This is a genomic window from Streptomyces sp. YIM 121038 (genome assembly GCF_006088715.1).
Taxonomy (GTDB): domain Bacteria; phylum Actinomycetota; class Actinomycetes; order Streptomycetales; family Streptomycetaceae; genus Streptomyces.
The window spans coordinates 491,249-512,728 of sequence record NZ_CP030772.1; the positions used below are offsets into that span (position 1 = coordinate 491,249).

Annotated in this window: 14 protein-coding genes and 8 pseudogenes; 9 read left to right on the plus strand and 13 right to left on the minus strand. The window is 66.6% G+C overall.

Annotation, left to right across the window (positions count from 1 at the left end):
- From C9F11_RS44940 to C9F11_RS44965, 6 genes are read right to left on the minus strand one after another with little or no spacing between them, the layout of a single operon-like run.
- Entirely contained in the window at nt 1-762 is a 762-nt protein-coding gene (locus C9F11_RS44940; RefSeq protein ID WP_138968230.1) for a polyketide synthase, read from the minus strand.
- Nucleotides 759-1,511, minus strand: coding sequence for an enoyl-CoA hydratase-related protein (locus C9F11_RS44945; RefSeq protein ID WP_138968232.1), 753 nt, complete (start codon nt 1,509-1,511; stop codon nt 759-761). Before C9F11_RS44945 ends, C9F11_RS44940 begins: the two co-directional genes overlap by 4 nt.
- The gene (locus C9F11_RS44950) at nt 1,504-2,739 is read right to left on the minus strand and encodes a hydroxymethylglutaryl-CoA synthase (protein ID WP_138968234.1); all 1,236 of its coding nucleotides are present in this window, start codon (nt 2,737-2,739) and stop codon (nt 1,504-1,506) included. Before C9F11_RS44950 ends, C9F11_RS44945 begins: the two co-directional genes overlap by 8 nt.
- Before the next feature lie 10 nt (nt 2,740-2,749).
- Entirely contained in the window at nt 2,750-4,009 is a 1,260-nt protein-coding gene (locus C9F11_RS44955) for a beta-ketoacyl synthase N-terminal-like domain-containing protein (protein ID WP_138968236.1), read from the minus strand.
- Nucleotides 4,010-4,016: 7 nt separating this feature from the next.
- Entirely contained in the window at nt 4,017-4,268 is a 252-nt protein-coding gene (locus C9F11_RS44960) for a phosphopantetheine-binding protein (protein WP_138968238.1), read from the minus strand.
- Nucleotides 4,265-6,097: a beta-ketoacyl synthase N-terminal-like domain-containing protein gene (locus tag C9F11_RS44965; RefSeq protein WP_138968240.1), complete on the minus strand. Its 1,833-nt coding sequence runs from the start codon at nt 6,095-6,097 to the stop codon at nt 4,265-4,267. Before C9F11_RS44965 ends, C9F11_RS44960 begins: the two co-directional genes overlap by 4 nt.
- Nucleotides 6,098-7,263: 1,166 nt before the next feature.
- Between C9F11_RS44965 and C9F11_RS44970 the strand changes: the two genes are divergently transcribed.
- A complete protein-coding gene (locus tag C9F11_RS44970; protein WP_249402414.1) occupies nt 7,264-7,530 on the plus strand; it encodes a transposase in 267 nt (88 codons plus the stop codon).
- A 29-nt stretch (nt 7,531-7,559) separates the two neighbouring features.
- Here C9F11_RS44970 and C9F11_RS44975 read toward each other — a convergent pair.
- Nucleotides 7,560-8,776, minus strand: a protein-coding gene (locus C9F11_RS44975; RefSeq protein ID WP_138968244.1) for an IS3 family transposase whose coding sequence is annotated in 2 segments (ribosomal slippage) — nt 7,560-8,521 and nt 8,521-8,776 — 1,218 coding nt in all. Because the reading frame shifts where the segments join, the coding sequence is not laid out codon by codon here.
- Nucleotides 8,777-8,842: 66 nt separating this feature from the next.
- Between C9F11_RS44975 and C9F11_RS49370 the strand changes: the two are divergent.
- Nucleotides 8,843-9,073 (plus strand): annotated as a pseudogene (locus C9F11_RS49370) (transposase); the annotation flags it as partial.
- A 163-nt stretch (nt 9,074-9,236) separates the two neighbouring features.
- Here C9F11_RS49370 and C9F11_RS44985 read toward each other — a convergent pair.
- A pseudogene (locus C9F11_RS44985) lies at nt 9,237-9,329 on the minus strand (IS5/IS1182 family transposase); the annotation flags it as partial.
- Between the two features lie 135 nt (nt 9,330-9,464).
- Here C9F11_RS44985 and C9F11_RS47945 point away from each other — a divergent pair.
- From C9F11_RS47945 to C9F11_RS45005, 4 genes and pseudogenes are all read left to right on the plus strand, one after another.
- Complete coding sequence (locus C9F11_RS47945; RefSeq protein WP_171076218.1) at nt 9,465-10,049, plus strand: DUF6431 domain-containing protein; 585 nt, start codon at nt 9,465-9,467, stop codon at nt 10,047-10,049.
- 103 nt (nt 10,050-10,152) lie between these two features.
- Nucleotides 10,153-11,402: pseudogene (locus C9F11_RS44995) on the plus strand (DDE-type integrase/transposase/recombinase).
- Nucleotides 11,399-11,677, plus strand: a complete 279-nt coding sequence (locus C9F11_RS45000; RefSeq protein ID WP_138968248.1) for a hypothetical protein — start codon at nt 11,399-11,401, stop codon at nt 11,675-11,677. Before C9F11_RS44995 ends, C9F11_RS45000 begins: the two are co-directional and overlap by 4 nt.
- Nucleotides 11,674-12,490, plus strand: a pseudogene (locus C9F11_RS45005) (AAA family ATPase). Before C9F11_RS45000 ends, C9F11_RS45005 begins: the two are co-directional and overlap by 4 nt.
- On the opposite strand, the pseudogene C9F11_RS45010 reads toward C9F11_RS45005, so the two are convergent.
- Nucleotides 12,465-15,719: pseudogene (locus C9F11_RS45010) on the minus strand (Tn3 family transposase); the annotation flags it as partial. The pseudogenes C9F11_RS45005 and C9F11_RS45010 sit on opposite strands and share 26 nt — an antisense overlap.
- Before the next feature lie 188 nt (nt 15,720-15,907).
- On the minus strand, nt 15,908-16,966 hold the full coding sequence (locus tag C9F11_RS45015) for an IS701 family transposase (protein ID WP_249402415.1): 1,059 nt from the start codon (nt 16,964-16,966) through the stop codon (nt 15,908-15,910).
- Between the two features lie 57 nt (nt 16,967-17,023).
- On the opposite strand from C9F11_RS45015, the gene C9F11_RS45020 reads away from it, so the two are divergent.
- The 3 genes and pseudogenes from C9F11_RS45020 (at nt 17,024) to C9F11_RS45030 (ending at nt 19,855) form a co-directional block, all read left to right on the plus strand.
- On the plus strand, nt 17,024-17,590 hold the full coding sequence (locus C9F11_RS45020; RefSeq protein ID WP_249402353.1) for a hypothetical protein: 567 nt from the start codon (nt 17,024-17,026) through the stop codon (nt 17,588-17,590).
- Between the two features lie 68 nt (nt 17,591-17,658).
- Nucleotides 17,659-19,191, plus strand: coding sequence for an ISKra4 family transposase (locus C9F11_RS45025; protein ID WP_138968252.1), 1,533 nt, complete (start codon nt 17,659-17,661; stop codon nt 19,189-19,191).
- 50 nt (nt 19,192-19,241) lie between these two features.
- Nucleotides 19,242-19,855: pseudogene (locus tag C9F11_RS45030) on the plus strand (DUF6000 family protein).
- A 123-nt stretch (nt 19,856-19,978) separates the two neighbouring features.
- Here C9F11_RS45030 and C9F11_RS45035 read toward each other — a convergent pair.
- The 3 genes and pseudogenes from C9F11_RS45035 to C9F11_RS45045 all read right to left on the minus strand — a co-directional run.
- A pseudogene (locus C9F11_RS45035) lies at nt 19,979-20,164 on the minus strand (IS701 family transposase); the annotation flags it as partial.
- Between the two features lie 168 nt (nt 20,165-20,332).
- Nucleotides 20,333-20,859, minus strand: a pseudogene (locus tag C9F11_RS45040) (transposase).
- Nucleotides 20,856-21,455 carry a helix-turn-helix domain-containing protein gene (locus C9F11_RS45045; RefSeq protein ID WP_138968254.1) on the minus strand — a complete coding sequence of 200 codons (600 nt, stop codon included), beginning with the start codon at nt 21,453-21,455 and terminating at the stop codon, nt 20,856-20,858. Before C9F11_RS45045 ends, C9F11_RS45040 begins: the two are co-directional and overlap by 4 nt.
- Between the last annotated feature and the right edge of the window lie 25 nt (nt 21,456-21,480).

Below are 21,480 nucleotides of genomic sequence, written 5' to 3' on the forward strand. Positions count from 1 at the left end.
CTATCGCTCCCCTGCCCACGTCGGATAGTCCGCCTCGATTCGGCGGCGGGTCTCGGGTAGAGCCATCAGGGTCTCGAAGGTCGTCACCTCGTGCGCGTACGCTTCGCACACGGCAGCCTGAAGCTGAGCGGTGCGGTGACGTTTGAGTAAGACCAGCGAACGGCGGGGTGCCGAGGCCATCTGTTTGGCAATGGCCATCACACGGCCTTCCACGTCGTCGTGGCCGACCACCTCCACGGGCGCACCCCGCCTGCGGAGCTCGGATCCTTGATAGTTGCGCGCCGTCAGCAGCATCTCGTTGGCAAGGAAATCGCCGAGCCGTGCGCCGAGCACATGGGTCGCTCCTGCCATCGGGCATATCCCGTAGCGCATAAAGTTGCTTCCGTAGCACGAGCGGTCGCTGAGCACGGCGATGTCTGCGTACATTCCCAGCAAGAGCCCGCCGCTGATCGCGTGGCCTCGGATGGACGCCACGACCGGCAGTGCGCACCGCATGGGGGCTGACACCGCCGATTCAGCCCTGGATACATCTGCTCCTTCGGTGAAGGCCAGCAGTGCTTCCCGGGACGCCCCCAGAGAGAACACGTCAGGAAGGCCAGCGAGAATGACGACTCGGGTGCCCTCATCCTGCTCCGCCACCGCGAACCCGTGTGCCAATTGGGATAGCAGATTCTGGCTGAGTACGTTGCGATGGGCTGCGTCCGCCATGCGCAATACCAACACCGGACCGTGTCGCTCAGCCTCAATCGCGTTATCGTTCATCGTAGAAGGCCGTCCGTGTGTAGGCGGCGGAGACGCTCGGCGACCGACGGCGCGCCTATCCGCTGGACAAGCACGTCCCGGGCGGCCTCTGCCAGTCCGCTAGGAGTTGGAAGAGCGATGCGCAGATAGGACTTCAACACTCCGACTGCGTCACGGTCCAGCCGACTGAGGCTGACGAGTAGGTGCCGCACGAAAGGCGTGGGGTCATCTGCGGTGAAGTCGGCCAGTCCAATGCGCACTGCCTCACTCGGGCCGATCTCTGCACAGGTTAGCGCGAGCCGACGGGCTGCCTGGGGCCCAGTACGGCGTGCGATGAATGGCATAGCCATCGCGGGCACCAGGCCCAGAAGAAGCTCTGTCAGCCGGAACCTGGCCGCCGGGCCGACGACCACGAGATCGCACGCGGCTGCCAACGCGACGCCGCCGCCCGACGCTTCGCCGTCGACGACCGCCACCGTGACCACAGGCGCATGCGCGAGGCGTTGGAACAGTTGCCACGGTGGTGGCTGGGCAGCGTCGGCCCAGCCCGCAGGCAGTTCGGCGTCAGCACGCAGCGGCATACCGGAACAGAAGACCGGTCCGTCGGAGTGGATCACCACGGCGAGGCAGTCCCGATCGGCTTCCACAGTGTCGAGGGACCCCAGCAAAGGGCACACCAACTGGTTGTCCAGAGGATTATTGCCGTTCCCGAGCCTAACCCGGAGATACCCTGTCCCGGGTTCGAGCACTACCGTTTGTGCCTCAGTCATCCTGGCCTCCCCACCACTCGTACTGCCGGTGGTAGCCAGCGACCCCGGTGAACAGCAGCAGCGGGGCGGAGCGTGCGTTCAGCAGCGGTTCACACGAGGCCATGTCGATAGACGCCGTATGGGTGCCGAACGGTAAGTGCTGGGCACACAGGGCGTCATAACTCGCCGGATCTACCCGGTGTCTGGCGCGCAAGGCGTCATCGATGCCCATAGCCGACACGCGCTTGCGTGCCTGCGGTGTGATCACCATGCTGTAAAACTCCGAACCGCACCCAGATCCGTAGGAAAACACACCGATCCGCTGTGCCGGTGCAACCGGCGCGTGTGTGATCGCACTGGCCAGTGCGAGGAGAACACTTCCGGAGTAGGGGTTTCCCACCTGCCGCGCATACTGGATCGATGGTTCGGCCCGCACGGCGAAATCAGCCTCCACATCAACATCGCCCGCCTTGCCGAGCCGGTGCAGCAGCATCCGGTGTGCTCCCTTCACCATGCCGGGGAACGGTGTATGCATGACCAGCAAATCAAAGGTCGTGACGAAGTCGGCCCCGACGACCTTGCGTGCATAGTCCGCGAAGGACCCCTGCAAGCACTCCAGGTACGTCATCAAAGACAGATCGGTGTCGACAATGTCGAGATCAGGCTCGGGCCGGTAGGCGTCCATCACATGAAAGCTGTGCAGTCCATTGGCTCCGTGGTCCAGCGAGGCCACTGCGGGCTGGTCGCTGACCAGCACCGCGACGCCTCCAGGTGCCTGAGCCGGTTCATGGTAGGTTCCGACCTTGGCGACAGGGACATCTGCGGTCACGACGAGTGCCAGTGCTCCCCGCACTGGGCTGGCAGCCACCGCAGCCGCCGCCAGCTGAAGCGCTCCGGTGCCTGCGTAGCAGGCCTGCTTCACCTCCAGCACCCTGCAACGACGGCTCAGCCCCAGCAAGTCATGCACCCAGCTGGACACAGCCTTGCTGAAGTCGATTCCTGACTCTGTGGCCACCAGCAGAAGCTCGACCCGACCCCGTTGCGCTGGCGACAATGCCGCGATAACCGGCTGAGCGGCGTTGACCGCGTAGGTCACGACGTCCTCACACGGCAGTGAGACGCTGCGCCTTTCCATCATCAAATTGGGAAGCCGACTGGCATCCAGCCCACGCGCGCACAGCAATTCAGCCACATCGACCCAGGCCAGCCCGCAGTAGGCGTTGATGGCTTCGATTCCGACCCGTCGCATAGTCCCTCCGCTATGAGCACGTGGCAAGGACAAGGGAGCAGTTGATGCCGCTGAAGGCAAAGCTGTTAGTGAGTGCCACGTCAATCTGCATGTCATGTGCTTCGGACGTGGCGTAGCGGCACACCGTGGGGAGGGGGTCTCGCAATTGGGGGTTCGGGTGACAGAAGCCCTCGCGCATCTGCACGATCGACGCCACGATCTCCTGGAGTCCGGCTGCGGTCATCGCGTGCCCCGTCAATGGTTTCGTGGAATTGACAAGGGGCTGGCCTTTGTCACCGAAGACCATATCCAGGGCAGCGACCTCCACCGCATCACCCACAATCGTGCCAGCGGCATGCGCGTTGACGTAGTCGACGTCGGAAACGTCCATGCCTGACTCGGCGAGTGCACCTCGCATCGCGCTGACCAGCCCTTCGCGGGTAGGCGTGACGCCTCGGCGCCCGTCCAAGTGCTGTCCGCTTCCGGCTATCGCTGCCAGTGGCGTGGCACCCCGGTGGGTGGCATGCTCGGCATTCTCCACCACAATCGCGGCAGCGCCCTGCCCGTACACAAAGCCTAACCGTGAACGGTCGAAGGGGCGGCAGGCCCGAGGGGGCAGGTCACTGGAGAGGGGGCAGGCCAGTACCCCGCTGAGGCGGTACGCACGGAACTCAAGCGGCGAGAGGTCACTGAGCGGCGCGACCACCAGACATCCAGTTACGAGACCAGAGCGCACGAGTCGCGCCCCCTGGATCGCGGCGAGTGTGCCGCTAGCAGTGGCTCCTCCTAGGGTATAGCCCTCCCCCCGCACCCCTGTGGCTTCGCTCACCACCCCGACGACGTCAACATCGGCGTGCGTGAGCACATGCGACGGACGCAGATGATCGGTATTGGTCATGCGTGCGTAATAGTCGAGGGCCAGGTTGTTCCCGGCGACAACAAGGGCGGCGCGATCCGCGTCGGGGGAGTCCCACCATCCGGCCTCACGCACTGCCGCAACGGCGACACAAGCTGCGGTCTGCGCCGGCAGCCCACACTGCGCAGTGGCGAGCCGCAGCCGCTGCTCCGCCTCGGGGTCATCGGTAAGGTGACGCCGTGCCCAATTGGTGACAGTGAAGTCGTTCAGCCACGCGCCGACCACAGCATGCGCATGGCCCGCCCTGTGCTCAGGGGTGGTGGTGATCGCGCTGCGGCCATGCCGCAGCGCTGCCGTAAAACCGGGCACATCGTCCGCGAGTGGGTTGAGCACAGCCATGCCGGTGATCACAGCCGGTGATCCGGGTGCCGGCATGCAGGTACTACTGGTGCCGGTGGATGATCTCAACGAGTTCACTGAGATCGGTGGCTGCCGCCAATTCATCGTTGGGCACCTCGATGCTGAGATCGGACAGCGTGGCCACGACTACGTCCAGGCGGTCGAGTGAATTGACGCCGAGTTCGCGCATGGAGCAATTCGGCTGGATGTTGTCTGCAGACAGGTCAGGACGGAGCGCCAGCAGATGTCTGCGCAAGAGGCCGAGCACGTCGGCAGGGCTGTTGGTATCTGTCATTTCCTGTTCCCAGAGTCTGTCACCGTGGTGAGGAGATGGTTGGCAAGCAGCCGACTGCTGGGAAACAGGTGCAACACTTCGGACCGGTGAGCTCCACCGAATCGCGTGTTGATCCTGTGAACGCACTCCACGGCCAAGATGGAGTCCATGCCTAAGATGTGGAATTGATCGTCGTCGCCGAGCTCGTCGGTGGAGATTAGCAGGACTGCGGCCACGGCTTCTTTGACACCGTCGAGTACCGCAGCCGGGTCCAGTGCGGGAGGCGGGGTGGCCCCGGAGCGGGCCATGGGAGTGAGAGTTACCTGGGGGTGCACATCACGTGCTGCGAGTTCGGTGTCGCCGTCGGGATCGAGCCAGTAAGGCTGCCTCTGGAACTGGTACAACGGGCGGGCGATGCGCTGGGTGGACGAGGTGGCGCAGACGGGTGGTTCACGAAGGATGACATGAGCGTTGGCGCCGCCGAAGCCGAAGCAGTTGACCCCGATGAGTCGGGGTGATTCGGTACGCGGCCAGCTGACATCGCGGTCTGTGAATTGGATAGGCAGACGGTCGAGATCGAGCGCGGGCGAGGGGGCCGTGAATCCAGGCATGCGTGGAATACGCTCGCGGTGCAGCACCCCAATTCCGTTAAGGAGACCGAGAAGACCAGCTGCTGACTCAGTGTGTCCCACGTTGGCCTTGGCCGTCCCTATCCACAGTTGGCCCTCGGGGCCGGCCATGGTGCTGTGGTCGTGAAGCCCCAGTCCGTTGATGATCCCGTCGATCTCTGCCGGATCACCAGCCGCGGTGCCGGTGCCATGTGCTTCCAGGTATCCGATCGCTGAGCCGGGCACCTCGGCATCAGCCAAAGCACTGCGGATCAACGATGCTTGTGCCTGCGCACTAGGGCAAGTGAGCGTCGCGGACCGTCCATCGTGGTTCATTCCTATGCCCGCAATGACGGCTAGGACTGGGTCGCCCGCCTCGAGCGCGGCCGTGAGCGGCTTCAACACGACACACCCTGCGCCGTCACCACGGACGTAGCCGTCTGCCGCTGCATCGAAACCCACGGACCGCCCCGTGTGCGACAATACCCCAGCCTGCTGGAGCGTGGCGTGGTAGAACCCATCGCAGATGATGTTTGCGGCGCCGACCAGCGCCATCGAGCACTGCTTTCCGCGCAGCGCAATGACCGCCAGGGTGAGGGCAGTAAGCCCGCTTGAGCAGGCAGTGTCGATGGTGACGCTGGGGCCGCGCAAGTCGAAGTGGAACGATAGCCGGTTGGCCAGGAAGGCATGCAGGGTACCCGCGAGAGTATGAGAGTTCACTTGGCCGCGACGCAAGGCTAACTCGCGGTAATCGTAAGACGATACACCGGCAAACACGCCGACCGCCTCTCCGGCCAAATCGGCCGGTTCCAGGGCTGCGCGTTGCAGAGCATGGCAGCTGATCTCTAGCAGAGCCCGCTGTTGTGGGTCCATTGCTGCGGCTACGGCGGGTTTGATGCCAAAAAACTCCGCATCGAAGCGATCCGGGTGTTCAAGCAGTGCCGCCATCGGCACGGGAGCTTCATTCACAACAACTTCGTATCCTGGCACTCGTGTCGGGGGAACTCGCGCTACCCGCTGCTCTCCGTGGTCGAGGAGGTCCCAAAATCCTTCCATTGTGTCGGCACCGGACGTGCGGCAGGCGGCACCGATAACCGCGATCTCTCGTTCCATCGCAACCCTTTTCCCATCTCCTTGTACTAGCACGGTCGCTACACCTTGAAGGATCTCCAGACTTACCACCCGCGCGGCCCGTCGTCCGCCTCCGACCATCCCCCTCACCGTCCGCTTCACACCCTGCATCCTCTGGATCGCGAGCAGGGACAGCGGAGTTGCCGATTGAGAACGGCCCGGTCGTTACTTCGTATTGGGAGAACCCGTCCTTGACTCGGTCGTACTGCTTACCAGATCGCTGCTGACATCCGAGTCAAGGGCAAACGTCCTCTGGGCGCCTCCGCCTGGAGGTCGCTGCCCGGTCAGTGCGAACGCTGTCGCCCTGTGCGCTTGCCGACCTCGGCAAGAGGTCGGGAGAGCTGTTGTGCGAACTGAGCAACTGGGGTCGTAGTTACCGACTCTGGGGTTTGACAGTATGCCTACTGCTTGCCAGTTACCTTGCCCCTCTCGCTCCTATAAAGAAACACCGATGCGCTCACTTGTGGGAGCAGAGGGCGTACACAGCGCACTCACTAAAGCATTATGTATGCCCTCGGCCTATGCCAGCCCCCTGCGCTCTCTGTGCACTCCCACAGGTGTTCTCTTTGGGGCGCATGGCGCTGCTGATTTCATAAGTGAAGGCGGGAGTGTCTGTCCCTGAAGGAGTGGGGAGGGGCAAGCGGCGGGCTTGTCCGTATCGTTGAGGGCTGTGCATGCTTTTCGGGCAACCGTGATCAGTGGCGTTGTGGAGCAGGCACGCGAGGGTGGCGGAGATGTGTGGTTGCAGGGGCGCCCCGGGGCGGTTATGGCGTTGGCAGGCTTGGACCGGCTGTCGTTCATCCCTTCGAGGTCCCCCGGGGGTGCGGGCCAGGCATGGGGCGGTTCGCGTCCGGACGGCGGGATCAATCACTTGGTCGGCGGTGCCGCCGGGGCGTGCGCCAGGACGCTCCCGATCATGCGTCGTCCGGGTTCTGGCCCGTTCATCCCGCGTCCGCCCGTTACAGGCAGCGGGCTTCGCCGTCGCGTAGGGCGTAGTGGACGAGAGTGAGCAGTTTGCGGGCTGCGACGACCCTGGCGACGTGCTTGGCCTCGGGACCGCGGCGCTGAACAATGCGGACGGCTAGGGACGGGAGTGTCCAATAGACGGCGGATCTGATGATCAAGGACGCCTGATGAGCGAGACCATCACCGAGAACGAGGCCGTGGGGGAACCAGTCGCCAAGCTGGCTGCGGAGGCGGTGTCTGACGGGCCTTGACCCCGGATTTTGGACACCGGAGGCACTTGGATCTTGATGGTCCAGGAGAACGGAGTCCCTGTGGGGATGAAGCACTACCCCGCCGGGTTCAAGGCGGACGCGGTCGCGTTGTACCGGTCGAGGCCAGGAGTGACGATCAAGTCCGTCGCCGGCGATCTCGGAGTGAACACCGAGACGCTGCGGAACTGGATTCGGGCCGCCGACGGACGTCGTCCCGGCGCCCGTTCCTCGCCGCCAGCCGCCATCCCGGCCGGTGGTGACGCCGTCGAGGCGGAGCTGGCCGCTGCCCGGAAGAGGATCCGTGAGCTGGAGGAAGAGCGGGACTGAGGTTGATCCTCGGGAGTGGACGCCGGGTTTCATGTGACGTGTGACAGCGTAGGTGATGTGATCAGCTGCTGTTCGATCTCGGCTGGTGTGAGGTAGCCGGGGGCGGAGTGCCGGCGGCGCCGGTTGTAGTACGTCAGCCAGCGAAACAGCTCGAGGCGGGTCTGTGCCTTCGAGGTCCAGCGGCGTCCGTGCAGCAGCTCCCGTTTGAGGCCCTGGAAGAACGATTCGGCGAGGGCATTGTCGTAACTCGAGCCGACCCGGCCCATGCTTCGGTGGATGCCGTGCCGGCGGCAGACCTCGGCGAAGACCGCCGACTGGTATCGGGCGCCCCTGTCCGTGTGAAAGACAACGCCGTGCACCCGGCCGCCGCGGGCGGCAACGGCCATCTCGACGGCGTCGGTGACAAGCTCGGCCCTCATGTGATCGGCGATGGACCAGCCCACCACCCGCCGTGAACAGATGTCGATCACCGTGGCCAGATACAGCCAGGACGATCCCACCGAGACGTAGGTGATGTCACCGCACCACCTGGTGTTCAGCGCGGACGCGGTGAAGTCCCGGTGCACCAGGTCCGGAACCGGCGGTGCCGTGCGGTCGGGGATCGTGGTCCGCTTCTTCCTGTGCAGGTGACGGCCGACGATGCCGTGGACCCGCATGCGCCGGGTCACGCGCTTGCGGTTGGTCTTCCGGCCCTGTGCCCGCAGTTCGGCGTGGATGCGCGGGGCGCCATAGGCACCGTTGTGCTCGAGGTGGACGGCGCGTATCTCGGCCATGGTCCGTTCCTGCTCGGCCTCACGCTCGGCATGGGCCTCCTCGGTGGCCAGATGGCGGTAGTAGCCGGAACGGGACACCCCGAGCACCCGGCAGATCCGCTTCACGCCGAAGGCGGCGCGGTGGGCGGAGATGAAGTCCCAGCGGCGGGTTCTCACTTCACCTCGCGAGCGAAATACGCGGCCGCCCGGCGCAGGATCTCGCGCTCCAGCTGCCACTGGGCCTCCGCCCTGCGCAGCCGCTTGTTCTCCTCCCGCAGCCGGACCAGTTCCTCGTCCTGGCCCTCAGCGGCCTGCTCGTTCCGGGGACCGCGGCCGGCCACCCCGTCCGCCTGCCGCACCCAACTACGCAACGTCTCACCGGTGACCCCGACATCGGCCGCCACTGCTGCATACATGCGCTTCCCGCCTGCCGCCCGGTACAAGGCGACGGCGTCCCGCCGGAACTCCTCCGGATACGCAGACCTACGTCCCACCTGGACACCCCTTCCTGGACCATCAAGATCCATCCTCAGGGTGTCCACTCCAAAGGATCAGCCTCACTGTCCCTGGCCGCCGGCGGCCTGATCGCCTGGACACAGCTCCTGCTGCTGGACGGCGAACTGGCCACCGCCGAGCCGAAGCGACTCCGCTACCAGTTCCTCCACCTCGCCGCCCGCCCCACCCGCAGCTGCCGCCGTCTCCGCCTGCGGATCTCCGCGACCTGGCCCTGGCGAAACGAACTGGCCGACGCCTTCCATCGGCTCACCGCCCTGCCCCGACCCGCCGACTGAACGGTGCACCCCTGACCGCCCACGACCTCAAGGATCTCGAAGACCCGGCCACCGCGCCGGAACTCAGCCATGCCCACGGCCCGAACTCATCGGCGCCACCCACAAATTAACGATCAGCAGCACCCCACCACCCCCAGTGAAAGAGCCAGGCTAAGAGATCATCTCATTTGGCCGGTCGGCGATAGCAGATGAGGGTGCAGGCGATGCTGGCGAAGGCAAGGAAATGGATGGCTTTGCGCTCGTAGCGGCGGTGGAGTGTTGGGCGACTCTCTGCATGAGCACGAACGCGGCAGTTGGCGACTGTCGCGGTGGACATGAGTGCTGATCTTGGTGGGCAGTCTGGTCTCGCTTCGTGCACGACGACACGGTGTGCACGTGGTGGAGGTACCGAGTGCTCATCGTCGATGCCGACGTCGTCCGGGCGGGACGCCAGTTGCGGGCCGGTGAACTGGCGTGCCCTGGGTGCGGGGCGGTGCTCGCGCCGTGGGGACACGGCCGCCCGCGGGAGATCCGTGGTGATCTCGGGGCCCGGCTGTTGGTACGTCCTCGTCGTTCGCGCTGTATGGGCTGCCAGGTCACGCACGTGTTGCTGCCGGAAGGGGTGTGGCCTCGGCGGATGGATGCGGCCGGGGTGATCGGGGCCGGGCTGGAGATAGCGGCCCTGGGCATGGGGCACCGCCAGGTCGCCGTCCGTCTGAGTCTGGCCGAGGGCACGGTCCGCGGCTGGATCCGCCGCTTCAAGAGCCGGTCCGAGGAGGTTCGCCGGTACTTCACCGTCGCGCTGGTCGCGCTCGCCGACGACCCTGTGATGCCCGGTCTGTCCGGGACGGCGCTGGCGGACGCCGTCTCGGCGGTCGCGGCCGCCCATCGGGCGGCCGCGACGAAGTGGTCCCACATGCACACGGTGTCGCGGTGGGAGGTCGCCGGCCGCGCGATATCAGGACGTGTTCTGGCCTGCTCTCTTCCTGCTGGTTGATCAACACGGGCCGCCCCTGGGCGGCGATCGGAGCCGCGGTGAGTCTTGATCGTGTCCGTCCGCGACAGGCGGACGCTGATCGAGATGCGAGGAGAGTCCACGCATGGCATCGAGCGAGGACGAGGACCGCCGCCGGGCGGAGAAGGCCCGGCAGGTCGGTCTGTTCCGCTATTCCCTGATCCAGGACCTGCTGGACAACACGCTGACCACCCGCGAACGCGGCCGTCTGGCACGGGAGGTGGCCCAGAAGGAACACACCGATCCCTTCGGCCGGCAGGTGAAGGTGTCCAGGGGCACGATCGACCGCTGGACGCGGCACTACCGCAGCGGCGGGTTCGCCGCTCTGGTCCCCGAGCCGCGCAAGGCGGTCCCCAGGACACCACCGGAGGTGCTGGAACTGGCGGCCGCGCTGAAGCGGGAGAACCCCGGCCGCACGGCCGCGCAGATCCAGCGGATCCTGCGGACCACGCAGGGCTGGTCGCCGACCGAGCGCACGCTCCAGCGGCACTTCGTCGCCGCCGGGCTGACCGGCCCTGGCGGCGACAAGAGCGTCTTCGGCCGGTTCGAGGCCACTCACGGCAACGAGTTGTGGACCGGGGACGCCCTGCACGGTCCGAAGATCAGCGGACGGAAGACCTATCTCTTCGCCTTCATCGACGACCACAGCCGGGCGATCGTGGGGCACCGGTTCGGGTTCGCCGAGGACACCGTCCGCCCCGCCGCGGCCCTGCGGCCGGCGCTGTCGGCCCGCGGCGTCCCCGAATCGATCTACGTCGACAACGGGAGTGCCTTCGTCGACACGTGGTTGCTCAGGGCCTGCGCGACGACGAACGTGTCGGCCAGATCGAGCATCTCACCGACCTGAACAGACTGTTCACCGCGTGGGTGGAGACGGTCTATCACCGCACCGTGCACTCGGATACCGGGCAGCCGCCGATCGAACGATGGCTGGGTTCGATTCCCAAACCGCTGCCGCTGCCGTCCACGGCGGATCTGCGGGAGGCGTTCTTGTGGTCGGAGTTCCGCACCGTGACGAAGACCGCGACGGTGTCGCTGCACGGCAACTCCTATGAGGTCGACCCGTCGCTGGCCGGGATGAGGATCGAGCTGGTCTTCGACCCGTTCGACCTGACCGACATCGAGGTGAGGGCCTCCGGCAAGGCCCTGGGCAAAGCGGTCCCTCATCACGTCGGCCGCCATGCCCACCCCAAAGCGAGCCCGGAGACGCCGGCCGGGCCGGTGCCGCCGACCGGGATCGACTACCTCAAGATCCTCGACGAGGCACACACCGCGAACACCGCCAGGGGCATCAACTACTCCTCCCTGTTGAACGATGCGCGGGGCCGGCAGTGAAGCCCTCCCGGGCCGAGGAGTTGTACTTCGACCCCGAACCCGACCTCTTCATGCTCACGCCCCGCGAGCTGGCCGGCCGGGCCCTTCACCTGGCGGGAGTCTGCTGCCACCGGGCCGAACACGCCGCCGGGGCTCTCGGCACCCCCGCCGTCCGCACCGCGTTGCGCGCGGTCCGTCTCGCCGTCCGGCTCGGGCAGCGGGCCGCTGCCGACGAACCGGCCGAACCGGTCGCTAACCAAGCCCAGTTCTGCCCCTGCCCGAGGAGGATTCCTTGATCGACCGCGTCCAGGGCTACTACGGGTTCACCCGGGTCCCCCTTCGGCCGGGACCTGGCCCCGTCCATGCTCCACCAGCACAATTCCCACCAGGAGGCCGCGGCCCGCATCGCGTGGTGCATCAACAACAAGGCGATCGGCGTCGTCACCGGCGAGGTCGGCGCGGACAAGACCGTCGCCCTCAAGGGCGCCGTCGCCTCGCTCGATCCGGCCCGGTTCACCGTGATCTACCAGCCCAACCCGGAGGTCGGCATGCGCGGTCTCTACGACCGGATCGTCACCAGCCTGGGCGGCACCCCGAAGTACCAGTCCGCCGCTCTCGCAGCTCAGGCGTCCGCCGCCCTGGCGGCCGAGGTCGACGAGCGCGGACGCATTCCCGCTGTCGTGATCGACGAGTCGCACCTCCTCGACCACCACGAGCTGGATGCCATCCGCATGCTCACCAACTACGACATGGACTCCACGACGCCGTTCGCGGTGTTGCTGATCGGCCAGCCAACGCTGCGGAAGCGGATGAAACACGGCGTCCTGGCGGCCCTGGACCAGCGGATCTCGATCAGCTACCAGATGCCGACCATGAACAAGGACGAGACCGCCAGCTACATCAAGCACCACCTCACCATCGCCGGACGCTCGGACACGCTGTTCTCCGACGACGCCGTCGACCTGATCCACCTCACCAGCCGCGGCCTGCCCCGCTCGGTCAACAACATCTCCCTGCAGTCCCTCATCGCCGCGTTCGCCGACGAGAAGAGCATCGTCGACGAGTCCTCAACCCGCCTCGCCATCACCGAGACACACGCGACAGAGTGACGACGAAAGCGACACCACGTTCACGACGCCCCCGGCGGCCTGACGGCCGCCGGGGGCGCTTCATCCCATCCCATCGACAACCAGCACGTCGCCTTCGTACACACCTCCAGCGTCGCTCAACAAACCACGCGCAACTGCACCGCTGGGGCGTCGCCGCCGGCCTGGAGCTGGTCCGCCGCCTCATGCGCGAACTGGGTCGAGGACATCCATCCACTGCTGCTCGGTGGGTATCCAGGGCAGCTTCGTCAGCCTCGGCACGAGACCGCGCTCGTGCCCGCCACGGTGTCGGCGGCCGGGCGTGTAGCGGCCCCGGCCGACCGGGTTGGAGTCGCGCTGCCCGTCCTCCATGAGGAAGTCGTAGAACAGCCGGACCGACACCAGGCGCTGCTGAATGGTGGCGTTGGCCAGACCGGAGCCCGAGTCGATCGAGACCACGTTCGCACCCCGACGGCTCGGCCGTGAGGTCAACTCCCCTACATAGACGCCGATGTGGGCCCGGTTCGCGGTCAGCGGGTCGACGTCCTCCCGCTCGCACATCTCCAGGTACTCGGCCAGCCGGGCGTAGGCATCGATCGTCCGGGGTGCCCGGCCCAGGTCGGTCCACACCTGCAACCACCCGGCCGCCCGCTCGTGTCGGCCGAGCACCGGCCACTTCTCTTCCAGCACCACCGTGCCCGACACATCTCCTCAGTCCGTGGTCGTACCGCAGGGAGATGATCTCCGCTGCGGTCAGATTCCACGTAACTGATACGAAGATGGTTTTCTGCGCCCGGCCGACTTCGAGCATGGCTTGGTAGACGGGGTGGGAGGCGGTGCGGGTGAAGCGCCGCAGGATCGCCTCGGTGGAGGCGGTGCCGACCCGGATCGCGGTCGCGTACTTGATGGGCTGGTCGTAGTTGTTCTCGATGACGTCCCGGCGGATCGGGTGGGTCATCGCGTCGGCCAGGCGCTCGTAGCTGTCCTCGTCCTCACGGCCCGGCCGGTACAGCTTGACCTTGTTGATCTGCTTGATGCGCGGCAGCAGGTCGTAGCCCAGGAGCCTGGTCAGTCCGAACCCGATTTCCGACTGGCCATGCGAGTCGACGTAGTTGCCCTCGGCCTGCATCGTCGTGGCGTGCCGCACCATGCCCTCGATGGCGGCGGCGACCTCGGAGGCGGTGCAGTTCAGCAGCTGGCTGTGAATGGCCATCGAACCTTTCTCGATGTGCCAGTACACGAGCACGCCGCGGCCCCCGTACCGGGAGTGCCACTCGGTGAAGATGTTGCGGTCCCACGCCTTGAAGCGCGTGGAGTCCGACGCCACGGTGGTCGTGCCCTGCCCCCACACCGTCTCGGAGCGCGCCGCGAAGGTGGCGTTGGCGATCTCGACGCCTGCGGCCTTGAGGCCGACGGCCGTCAGGTAGCGGCCGGCGGTGTAGCGCAGCTCTTCCTCGCTGTGCCCGTGCTCGTCGGCCGCGACCGAGCTGATCCCCGAGTTGGTGCCGTACGCGTAGGCGATCAGCAGCAGGCGTTCCAGGAGCTTCGCCTCGTCGATGGCCTCGCGGGTGCCGACGGGGGCGAGGGCCTTGAGCATCCCGGTGCGCAGGGCGGCTTCCTTCAGGATGTCGATGAGGGCCACGGTGCCCCACTTCTTGCGGATCGCCTTCTTGAGGCGGCGCAGGTTCTTGGGCTCCTTCTGGGGCTCGGGCTCGGTGAACTTGATCGCCCCGTTGCGGTGCTTGCCGCTGATCGTCACCCACGGGAGCTTGGGCAGCTTGGTGTCCAGGGCGGACAGCTCGGTGTGCATCTCGCTCTGGAGCTGGGCGATGAACAGCTTGGCGTCGCGCGGCTTGTTCAGTTTCTCGTAGTACTCCGCGCGCCTGATCTCGAAGTCGTCGGGCAGGTCCTCGTCGGGGTTGCGCCACTTGTCGGCGCCGTCCACCCAGATTTCCTTGCAGCGCAGCCTCTCGCGCAGGGCCTGGAAGACACACGCCTCGTACACGGTGCACATGACGCGCTGGGGCCCCTTGTCGGGGGTGAAGAGCGCGAACTCCATCCAGTCCTTGCGCACGACGCCGTCGAGCGGGATGATCTCGCCGAGCGGCAGGTAGGTGGTGGCGGAGTCCTTGTGCCGCTCAATCAGGGCCAGGGCCTCGATGACGGGCTTGTGCTGGTCGTTGGAGGAGTGGAAGGCGAGCACCTCCAGGAGTTTCATCAGGCCGCTGCGGTAGTGGTTGCTGTAGGAGGACTTGAACACCTCCCGCTTGGACTTGGCGAAGGCGGCGTTGGTCGCTTTCATCTCCGCGACCAGGTCCTTGAGCGTCTTCTCTCCGCCGGCCGCCGGGTAGATGACGGAGCGGACCGAGCCGTCCGGAGCCCTGAGGGAGGCTTCGGCGATCTTTCCCAGGAGTCCGGACTTGCCGCGGACCTTGGTGAACTCGGCGACGAACGCCTCGGTCACCTTCTTCTCCGCCCGCGCGTTGATGCGGTGCACGGTGGAGTTCAGCAGCTCCACCAGGGTGTCGGTGATCTCCCGCTGGCGCTGGAACAGCAGGGCGGCCAGCAGCACGTGCCGTACGGGGGCGTCGAAGCGCCGCAGGTGGCTGGGTGAGGACGCGGATGCGCGGGCTCGCCAGGCGTTGATGACTTGCACGCCGATGCCGGTGAACGCGGTGGCCGGGACGCCGACGGTGCGGACCTGCTTGAGTTTCTTGATCTCGTCCAGCACCGAGTTGAGGCTGGCGTTGCCCGGATGCGCCTTGATGTCGGCCAGCACCGACTCCACATCGTCTTCGTCCTCTTGCGAGGCGTCGCCATCCACGGCCGCCCGGTCGTCCTGTCCGGTGTCGTCGCCGTTCGGGTCGGTGAAGACCAGCGCGTCCAGCCGACGGGGGCAGTCCTTCTTCCGGGCGAGCCGTGCGGCGACCTCGGCGACGGCCCGCTCGCCTGCCTGGTGCAGCGCGGACCGGATGATCGTGGTGACCTGGGCTGTGGTCGGCGGCTCGATCAGGTCCACGCGCATCTGCCGCAGCAGCTCGGCCCGCACCTGCTCCTCGCGGCGTTCGTCGTGCCAGATCACGTCCACCAGGTGCGAGACGAGCTTGACCAGGTCGGTCTTCGTGCACTCGTGCCATCCGGTCAGATCCCGCAGCTCGCTGCGGTGCCGTTTCGCGGCACGCGAGGTGAAGTCATAGGACCCCAGCTCGGAAGAGGCGACGCCCACCTGTTTGGCGACGTGCTCGACCGCATCGGGCGGGAGCTCTAGTACTCCAGCAGCGGTTCGCTATCTGGCCTGGTCGAAGGCGTCGTCGGGAGTGTAGTGGTTTGGTCGTGGGTCGGGGGTGGTCTGGCCGGACCGCCCCTCCAACGTGTGGAGTCGTCGCTGGTAGTGGCAGCGGCGGGAGACGGCCTGGTGTCTGCGGCGCCAGCGAGACCAGTTCAGAGCGTGCGTGCGAAGCGGCCGCCCGGTTTGGCGGTTCGGGCCGAGGCGAAGTGCCAGGAGCCGGCGGACTTCTGCCACGGTGAGCGGAGCCAGGGTGCCGGAAGCGTTTCTGCACCCCCCTTTCCCGCCGCGTCGGCTGCCATGACCGCGAGGTAGGCGTGAGCGAGCATGGCCAGGGTGATGTGCCGGAACCAGCCGACGTAGCGGCGGACCTCGTACTGGTCCAGGCCGCACTCGTTCTTTGCCGCCTGGAAGCACTCCTCGATCTGCCAGCGCATCCCGGCGATCCTCACCAGGTCGGCCACTGTGGTCTCCCGCGGTGCGTAGGCGAGGAAGTAGGCGATCTCCTGGGACTTGCTGATGCTGCGGCGGGCCAGTGCCCAGCGTCGGCGTACGGGGGCCTCGCCCTGGCAGTCGAACTCGGCCACCGTGGGCAGCTCCAGTGCCGCCCAGTGGTAGCGCCTTGGTCCTTTGGCGCCGTCACCGCACGAGATCGTCTCCCACGCCTCGCCGGGGGCCTGGGCAAACAGGTAGTCGATGCGCGGGCCGAAGACCTGCTGGGACTTGGGCACTGCGAGCACGTAGCCGAGGCCGGACTGCTCGATCAGGCGACGAAAGCGTCCCTCCTGCCCGTAGGCGGAGTCCGCAGCCACCCACGCAAGAGGGAGATCCGAGGCCAGAGCACGCAGCACCAGGCGCTTGGCCAGCTCGCCCTTCGTGGCGAAGCCTCGTTCGTCGGGGACCTTCGCCGCCCGGCAGCGTTCCCGGTCCTCCGTCCAGGACTTGGGCAGGTAGAGCTCCTGGTCCACCAGGGCGCGGCCGCGGGTGGTGGCGTAGGCGGCGAAGACGCCGATCTGGCAGTTCTCGGTGCGGCCGGCGGTGCCGGAGTACTGACGCTGCACCCCGGCGGAGGTGGTGCCCTTCTTGACGAAGCCGGTGTCATCGATGACGAGCACCCCGCCGTCTACGCCGAGGTGCTCGGCGACGTATGCCTGAAGGTCGTCGCGGACGTCGTCGGCATCCCAGTTGGGTGCGGTTCTTCTGAAGGGAAGCAGCCAGTAGGTCGGTGCTGATCGGGGTGTGCTCGGCCTGGGTCCTCTCTACCGTGGACGGTGGAGGAGGCGATCCTGATGGGCTCGTTGTTCGAGGAGTTGGAGGCCCGGGAGGCGATTGCCCGGGTGCGGGTGGACGAGCTTGAGGAACAACTGGCCGAGGTGACGGGTCGGTTGGAGGAGGCTCGTGAGCATCTGCAGCGGTTGCGGATCGCTCGGGATACGGTGTCCGAGGTGATGGCCGAGATGTCGGCTGATGCATCCGCCGCGGTGGATGCCGAGCCGGAGGCAGTCGGGGCGGAGGACGCCGAGGATTCATCTGCGTACGCCGGAGCCGAGCGGCAGATGGTGGGGGTGCTGGCGGTGCCCCACTGGCGGCCGGGGATGGAAACAGGTGCACTCCCGAAGATCTACCGGGACATCGTGGAAGTGGTCCGGGATGCGCCGGGGCCGGTGCGGGCCAAGCAGGTCGTGCCGAGGATCGGGTTGCCTGCCGAGGTGGGGAAGATCGAGGGGACACGGGGGAAGCTGAAGCGGCTGGTCGCCAGGGGCTGGCTGGCTGAGGGTGATCCGGGCCTGTTCACGGTGGCCCGTCACGAGACGGAAACGGGGTCCAACTCCTCTTGAGGAAGGGGCTCTTCTCCTTAGAGTCGAAGGTGCCAACCAAATCGACGCCCGCCGAGAAGAGCCCCGGGATGGAACCGTATGACACAAGCGTGAGTGCTGACCTGTTTGCCGGCTCGGTCAGTGCCTTCGAATCGCTGTTACGCACCTTGCAAGGCGAGCCAGCCCAGTCGTTGACCCATGCTGAGCTGGAAGAACACCTGGAAGAAGCCGGACGCGGGCTGCTGCGGCAGCTACTGCAGGATCACCTGGATCTGCGGGCCCGCAGGGAACAAGAGGCAGCCAGGCGGGAAGCCCGGCCACGAGTGACCGGCTCGGACGGGCGGTCGCGTCCGTGGCGGGAGACGGGCCATGCACGCTGGCTGGCCTGCATGTTCGGCCTGGTGCGGGTGAAACGCATGGCCTATCGAGGCCCGTCGATGGCCAACGTCCACCCGGCCGATGCGACGCTGTCGCTTCCCGCGGGTCGGCACTCGATGGGACTGCGGCGCCTGGCGGTGACCGAGGCGGTCCGAGGCTCGTTCGACCAGTCTCAGCAGGCGATCGAGCGACGCTGCGGACCCGTGCTGGGCAAGCGCCGTCTTGAACAACTCGTGGCCGCCGCCTCCGGCGACATCGACTCCTTCTACCAGCAGCACATTCCCGTCCCCAGCAGCCGGGACGTCCTGCTGGTCATCGAGGTCGACGGCAAGGGCGTGGTCATGCGACCGGAGGCATTGCGGCCCGCCACTCAAAGAGCCCGTCTCGCCGCCGAGTCCGGACATCGCAGCCGACTTGCGCCGGGCGAGAAGCCCAACCGCAAGAGGATGGCCACCGTGGCCTGCGTCTTCGACGCCGTCCCCGCTCCCCGGCGCCCGCACGATGTGATCCATCCGCCCGGCGGCCGCAGCACCCGCCGCCGCATCCGCCGCGGCCCGGCCGCGATACGGAAGTGGTGCACTGCTTCCCTCCTGCATCCGCCTGAGAAGGTCATCGCCGACGTCTTCGCCCAGGCCGAAGCCCGCGATCCCGGTCACCAACGCTGCTGGGTTGTTCTGGTCGACGGCGCCCGCCACCAACTCGACCTGATCCAGAAGGAGGCTGCCCGTCGCGGCTGCACGATCAACGTGCTCCTGGATTTCGTGCACGTCACCGAGTATGTCTGGACCGCGGCCCATGCCTTCCACAAGGTCGGCAGCGCAGAGGCCGACGCCTGGGTCGCCGACCATCTGACCATGATCCTTGCAGGTCAAGCATTCCGCGCCGCCCAGGAGATGAGCACCCAAGCTGAACAGGCCGGCCTCCGCGCCAGCCGACGAGAAGCCGTCGATATCTGTCGTCGCTATCTGACTGGTCACCTCGACCAGCTCCGCTACGACATTGCCCTGGCCGCGGGCTGGCCGATCGCCACCGGCGCGATCGAAGGTGCCTGCCGCCACCTGATCGGCGACCGCCTGGACATCACCGGAGCCCGCTGGGGCCTCACCGGCGCCGAAGCCGTCCTCCGACTCCGTTCACTGATCACGAACGGCGACTTCGAGGGCTACTGGATCTTCCACTCGGCCCGCGAACACCAACGTCTCTATCCCAGCCCCAACCAGCAAAACTACGGCCTCTCTGCTTGATCCCGCATCGAAAAGTGCTGGCCCGATTGCCCTCGTCGAGTCAGGATCCTGTGGTGCGCTATGCCAACGAGGACGCCGAACTTCTGGACCTGGTCCGCCGCTACGTAACGCCTGGCCGCCGCTATCTGAAGCTCGGCGGCAGTTTGACGAACCCGAGTACGGCCAATTCGCGCGACGTCTTGCCGAGGATGCCGAGCTCATCACCGCGCATGAACTCCTCACCCTTCTTGAGGGCGGGTGGCGTGAGCGACGAACCGCCGCATGGCTCATCGCCGTGTCTCGCCGGACCGAGTTCCGCGAGCGCCTTGGGGAGCTCCTGCTGGCCAGCGAGGTCTGCTGCACAGGCTTGGCATACTGCGTGGCTCTGGCCTCCTTCGGCACACCGGAGGACGCCGATCACTTGACCGCTTACCTTGATCGCTACCTGGGCCGCCCCGACCTCGACTACGACCAACTCGTAGCGATGGGCGCCCTTCTGTACATCGACCTGAACCTCAGCGACAACAAGGCCGCCCGCTTCCTAACTCCGGACGGACTGTGGCATCAGTGGCTCCAGGACAGACCCGACAGGCAGCACGCCAACGCCTACGTGACCTACCTGAGCCTGATCCGCCGACTCTGCGCCTTCGCCGAGGAATGCGCTGAGCTGCGTTCAACGGGGTAGCGACAACACCGTCGCAGTCGGTCTGGTGTCACCCCCTGTGACAACTACCGCGTTTCGACGAATCACTTCAGAGGATCCGCACCCATCCCAGTTCGCCGCGTTCAGCAGCCGCTGGAAGCCATCAGGGGTGTGGTGCCCGGCGAACTCGGCCAGCTGCCAGCCGTTTTTACGGCTGACGGGAGCGAGAAGCCCCCGCACATAGTCCCGCATCCGACGCCGCAGGTCCGCGCGGCCGAAGCGGTGGCCAATGCGCAAGAAGAGAGTGTCGAGTTCCCGCTCCCAGGTCACGTCCGCATGCTCGTCGATCACCTTGGAAGGCTGTCGGCACCGGAGTCGGCCAGCCAAATCCTGACCCACACGTGGGAGGGGCGGTCCGGCCAGACCACCCCCGACCCACGACCAAACCACTACACTCCCGACGACGCCTTCGACCAGGCCAGATAGCGAACCGCTGCTGGAGTACTAGTGCTGCGTTCCTCATAAGACGTACACATATCGACGCTTGCGTGTGCGGGTGGGAGGGGCCGGTCGGCCCCAGACCCAGGGTCTGGCGTGGGCGTTGAGCTGGGTGGTGGCTATTTCGGTGGCGTAGGTGATGTCGTGAGGATTGCAGAAGGAACGACCGGCGAGGGCGGCCTTGCGGAACAGCCGCCACCAGCCTTCTTGCAGGTTGAGCCAGCAGGCGCCGACGGGGATGAACGCGTGGTGGATACGCGGGTGGTCTTCCAGCCAGGCCCGGGTGGACACACTGCGGTGCGCGGACAGGTTGTCGGTGACGATCCAGATCGTCCCGGTCGGGTTGGCCTGCTCGACCCGCTCGAGGAACTGCTGGTAGCAGACGCTGCTGCGCGATGGTGCGGTCATCGTGACCTCATGACCGTCACGGATACGCAGCCCGCCGAAGACCCAGGTCTTCTCCGGCCCGCGTCCGTAGTCAAGTTCGGACTTGATCCGGTGCCCATCCGCGACCAGGCCGGTGCGGGTGGAAACGTACGCGGGATCACCGGACCGAGTTCGTCGGCGCAGATGACCGTGGCGCCGGGCGGCGGACTGGTGTACAGGCCGATGATCCGCGTCCTTTTGGGGCGTCCGGATCACGCGAGCGGGTCCACGAACGGGGACGACGCCATCGCACCCCCTCGGCCAACAGGATCCGGCGGACCTGTGAACGGCCGACCTGGATTCCCCCGGCCTGGGCTGCAGCGGCCAGCGCGGACAAGGTCCACTCCGCCGGGCCCAACTCATCTGGTGCCCACAGCTCGCCGACGGGTTCCCAGCGCAGTCGGCCCGGTGGCAGCCCTCTGACCAGCGCGATGATGCGAGAGCGTTCCTGCTCGGTGATCCGGCGCTTGCGGCCCTGCCCGCCCAGGTCCTCCAGCCCAGCAATGCCCTGACGGTTGAAGCGGTGCAGCCAGCGCCGCACGGTCTTGGCACTGCACCCCAACGTGTCCGCGATCGCCGGCACCCGCTGTCCGGACCAGCTCAGCTGAACCATGCAGGCCCGCATCGACAGATCGCGCGGCGCTTTCCGGGCCCGCACCAGCCGGTTCACGATCTTCTGCTCTTCCTCGCCGCGGCCTGGCCGCGCCCACAGCACCATCGCTCAGCACCCACCCCGAGCATCC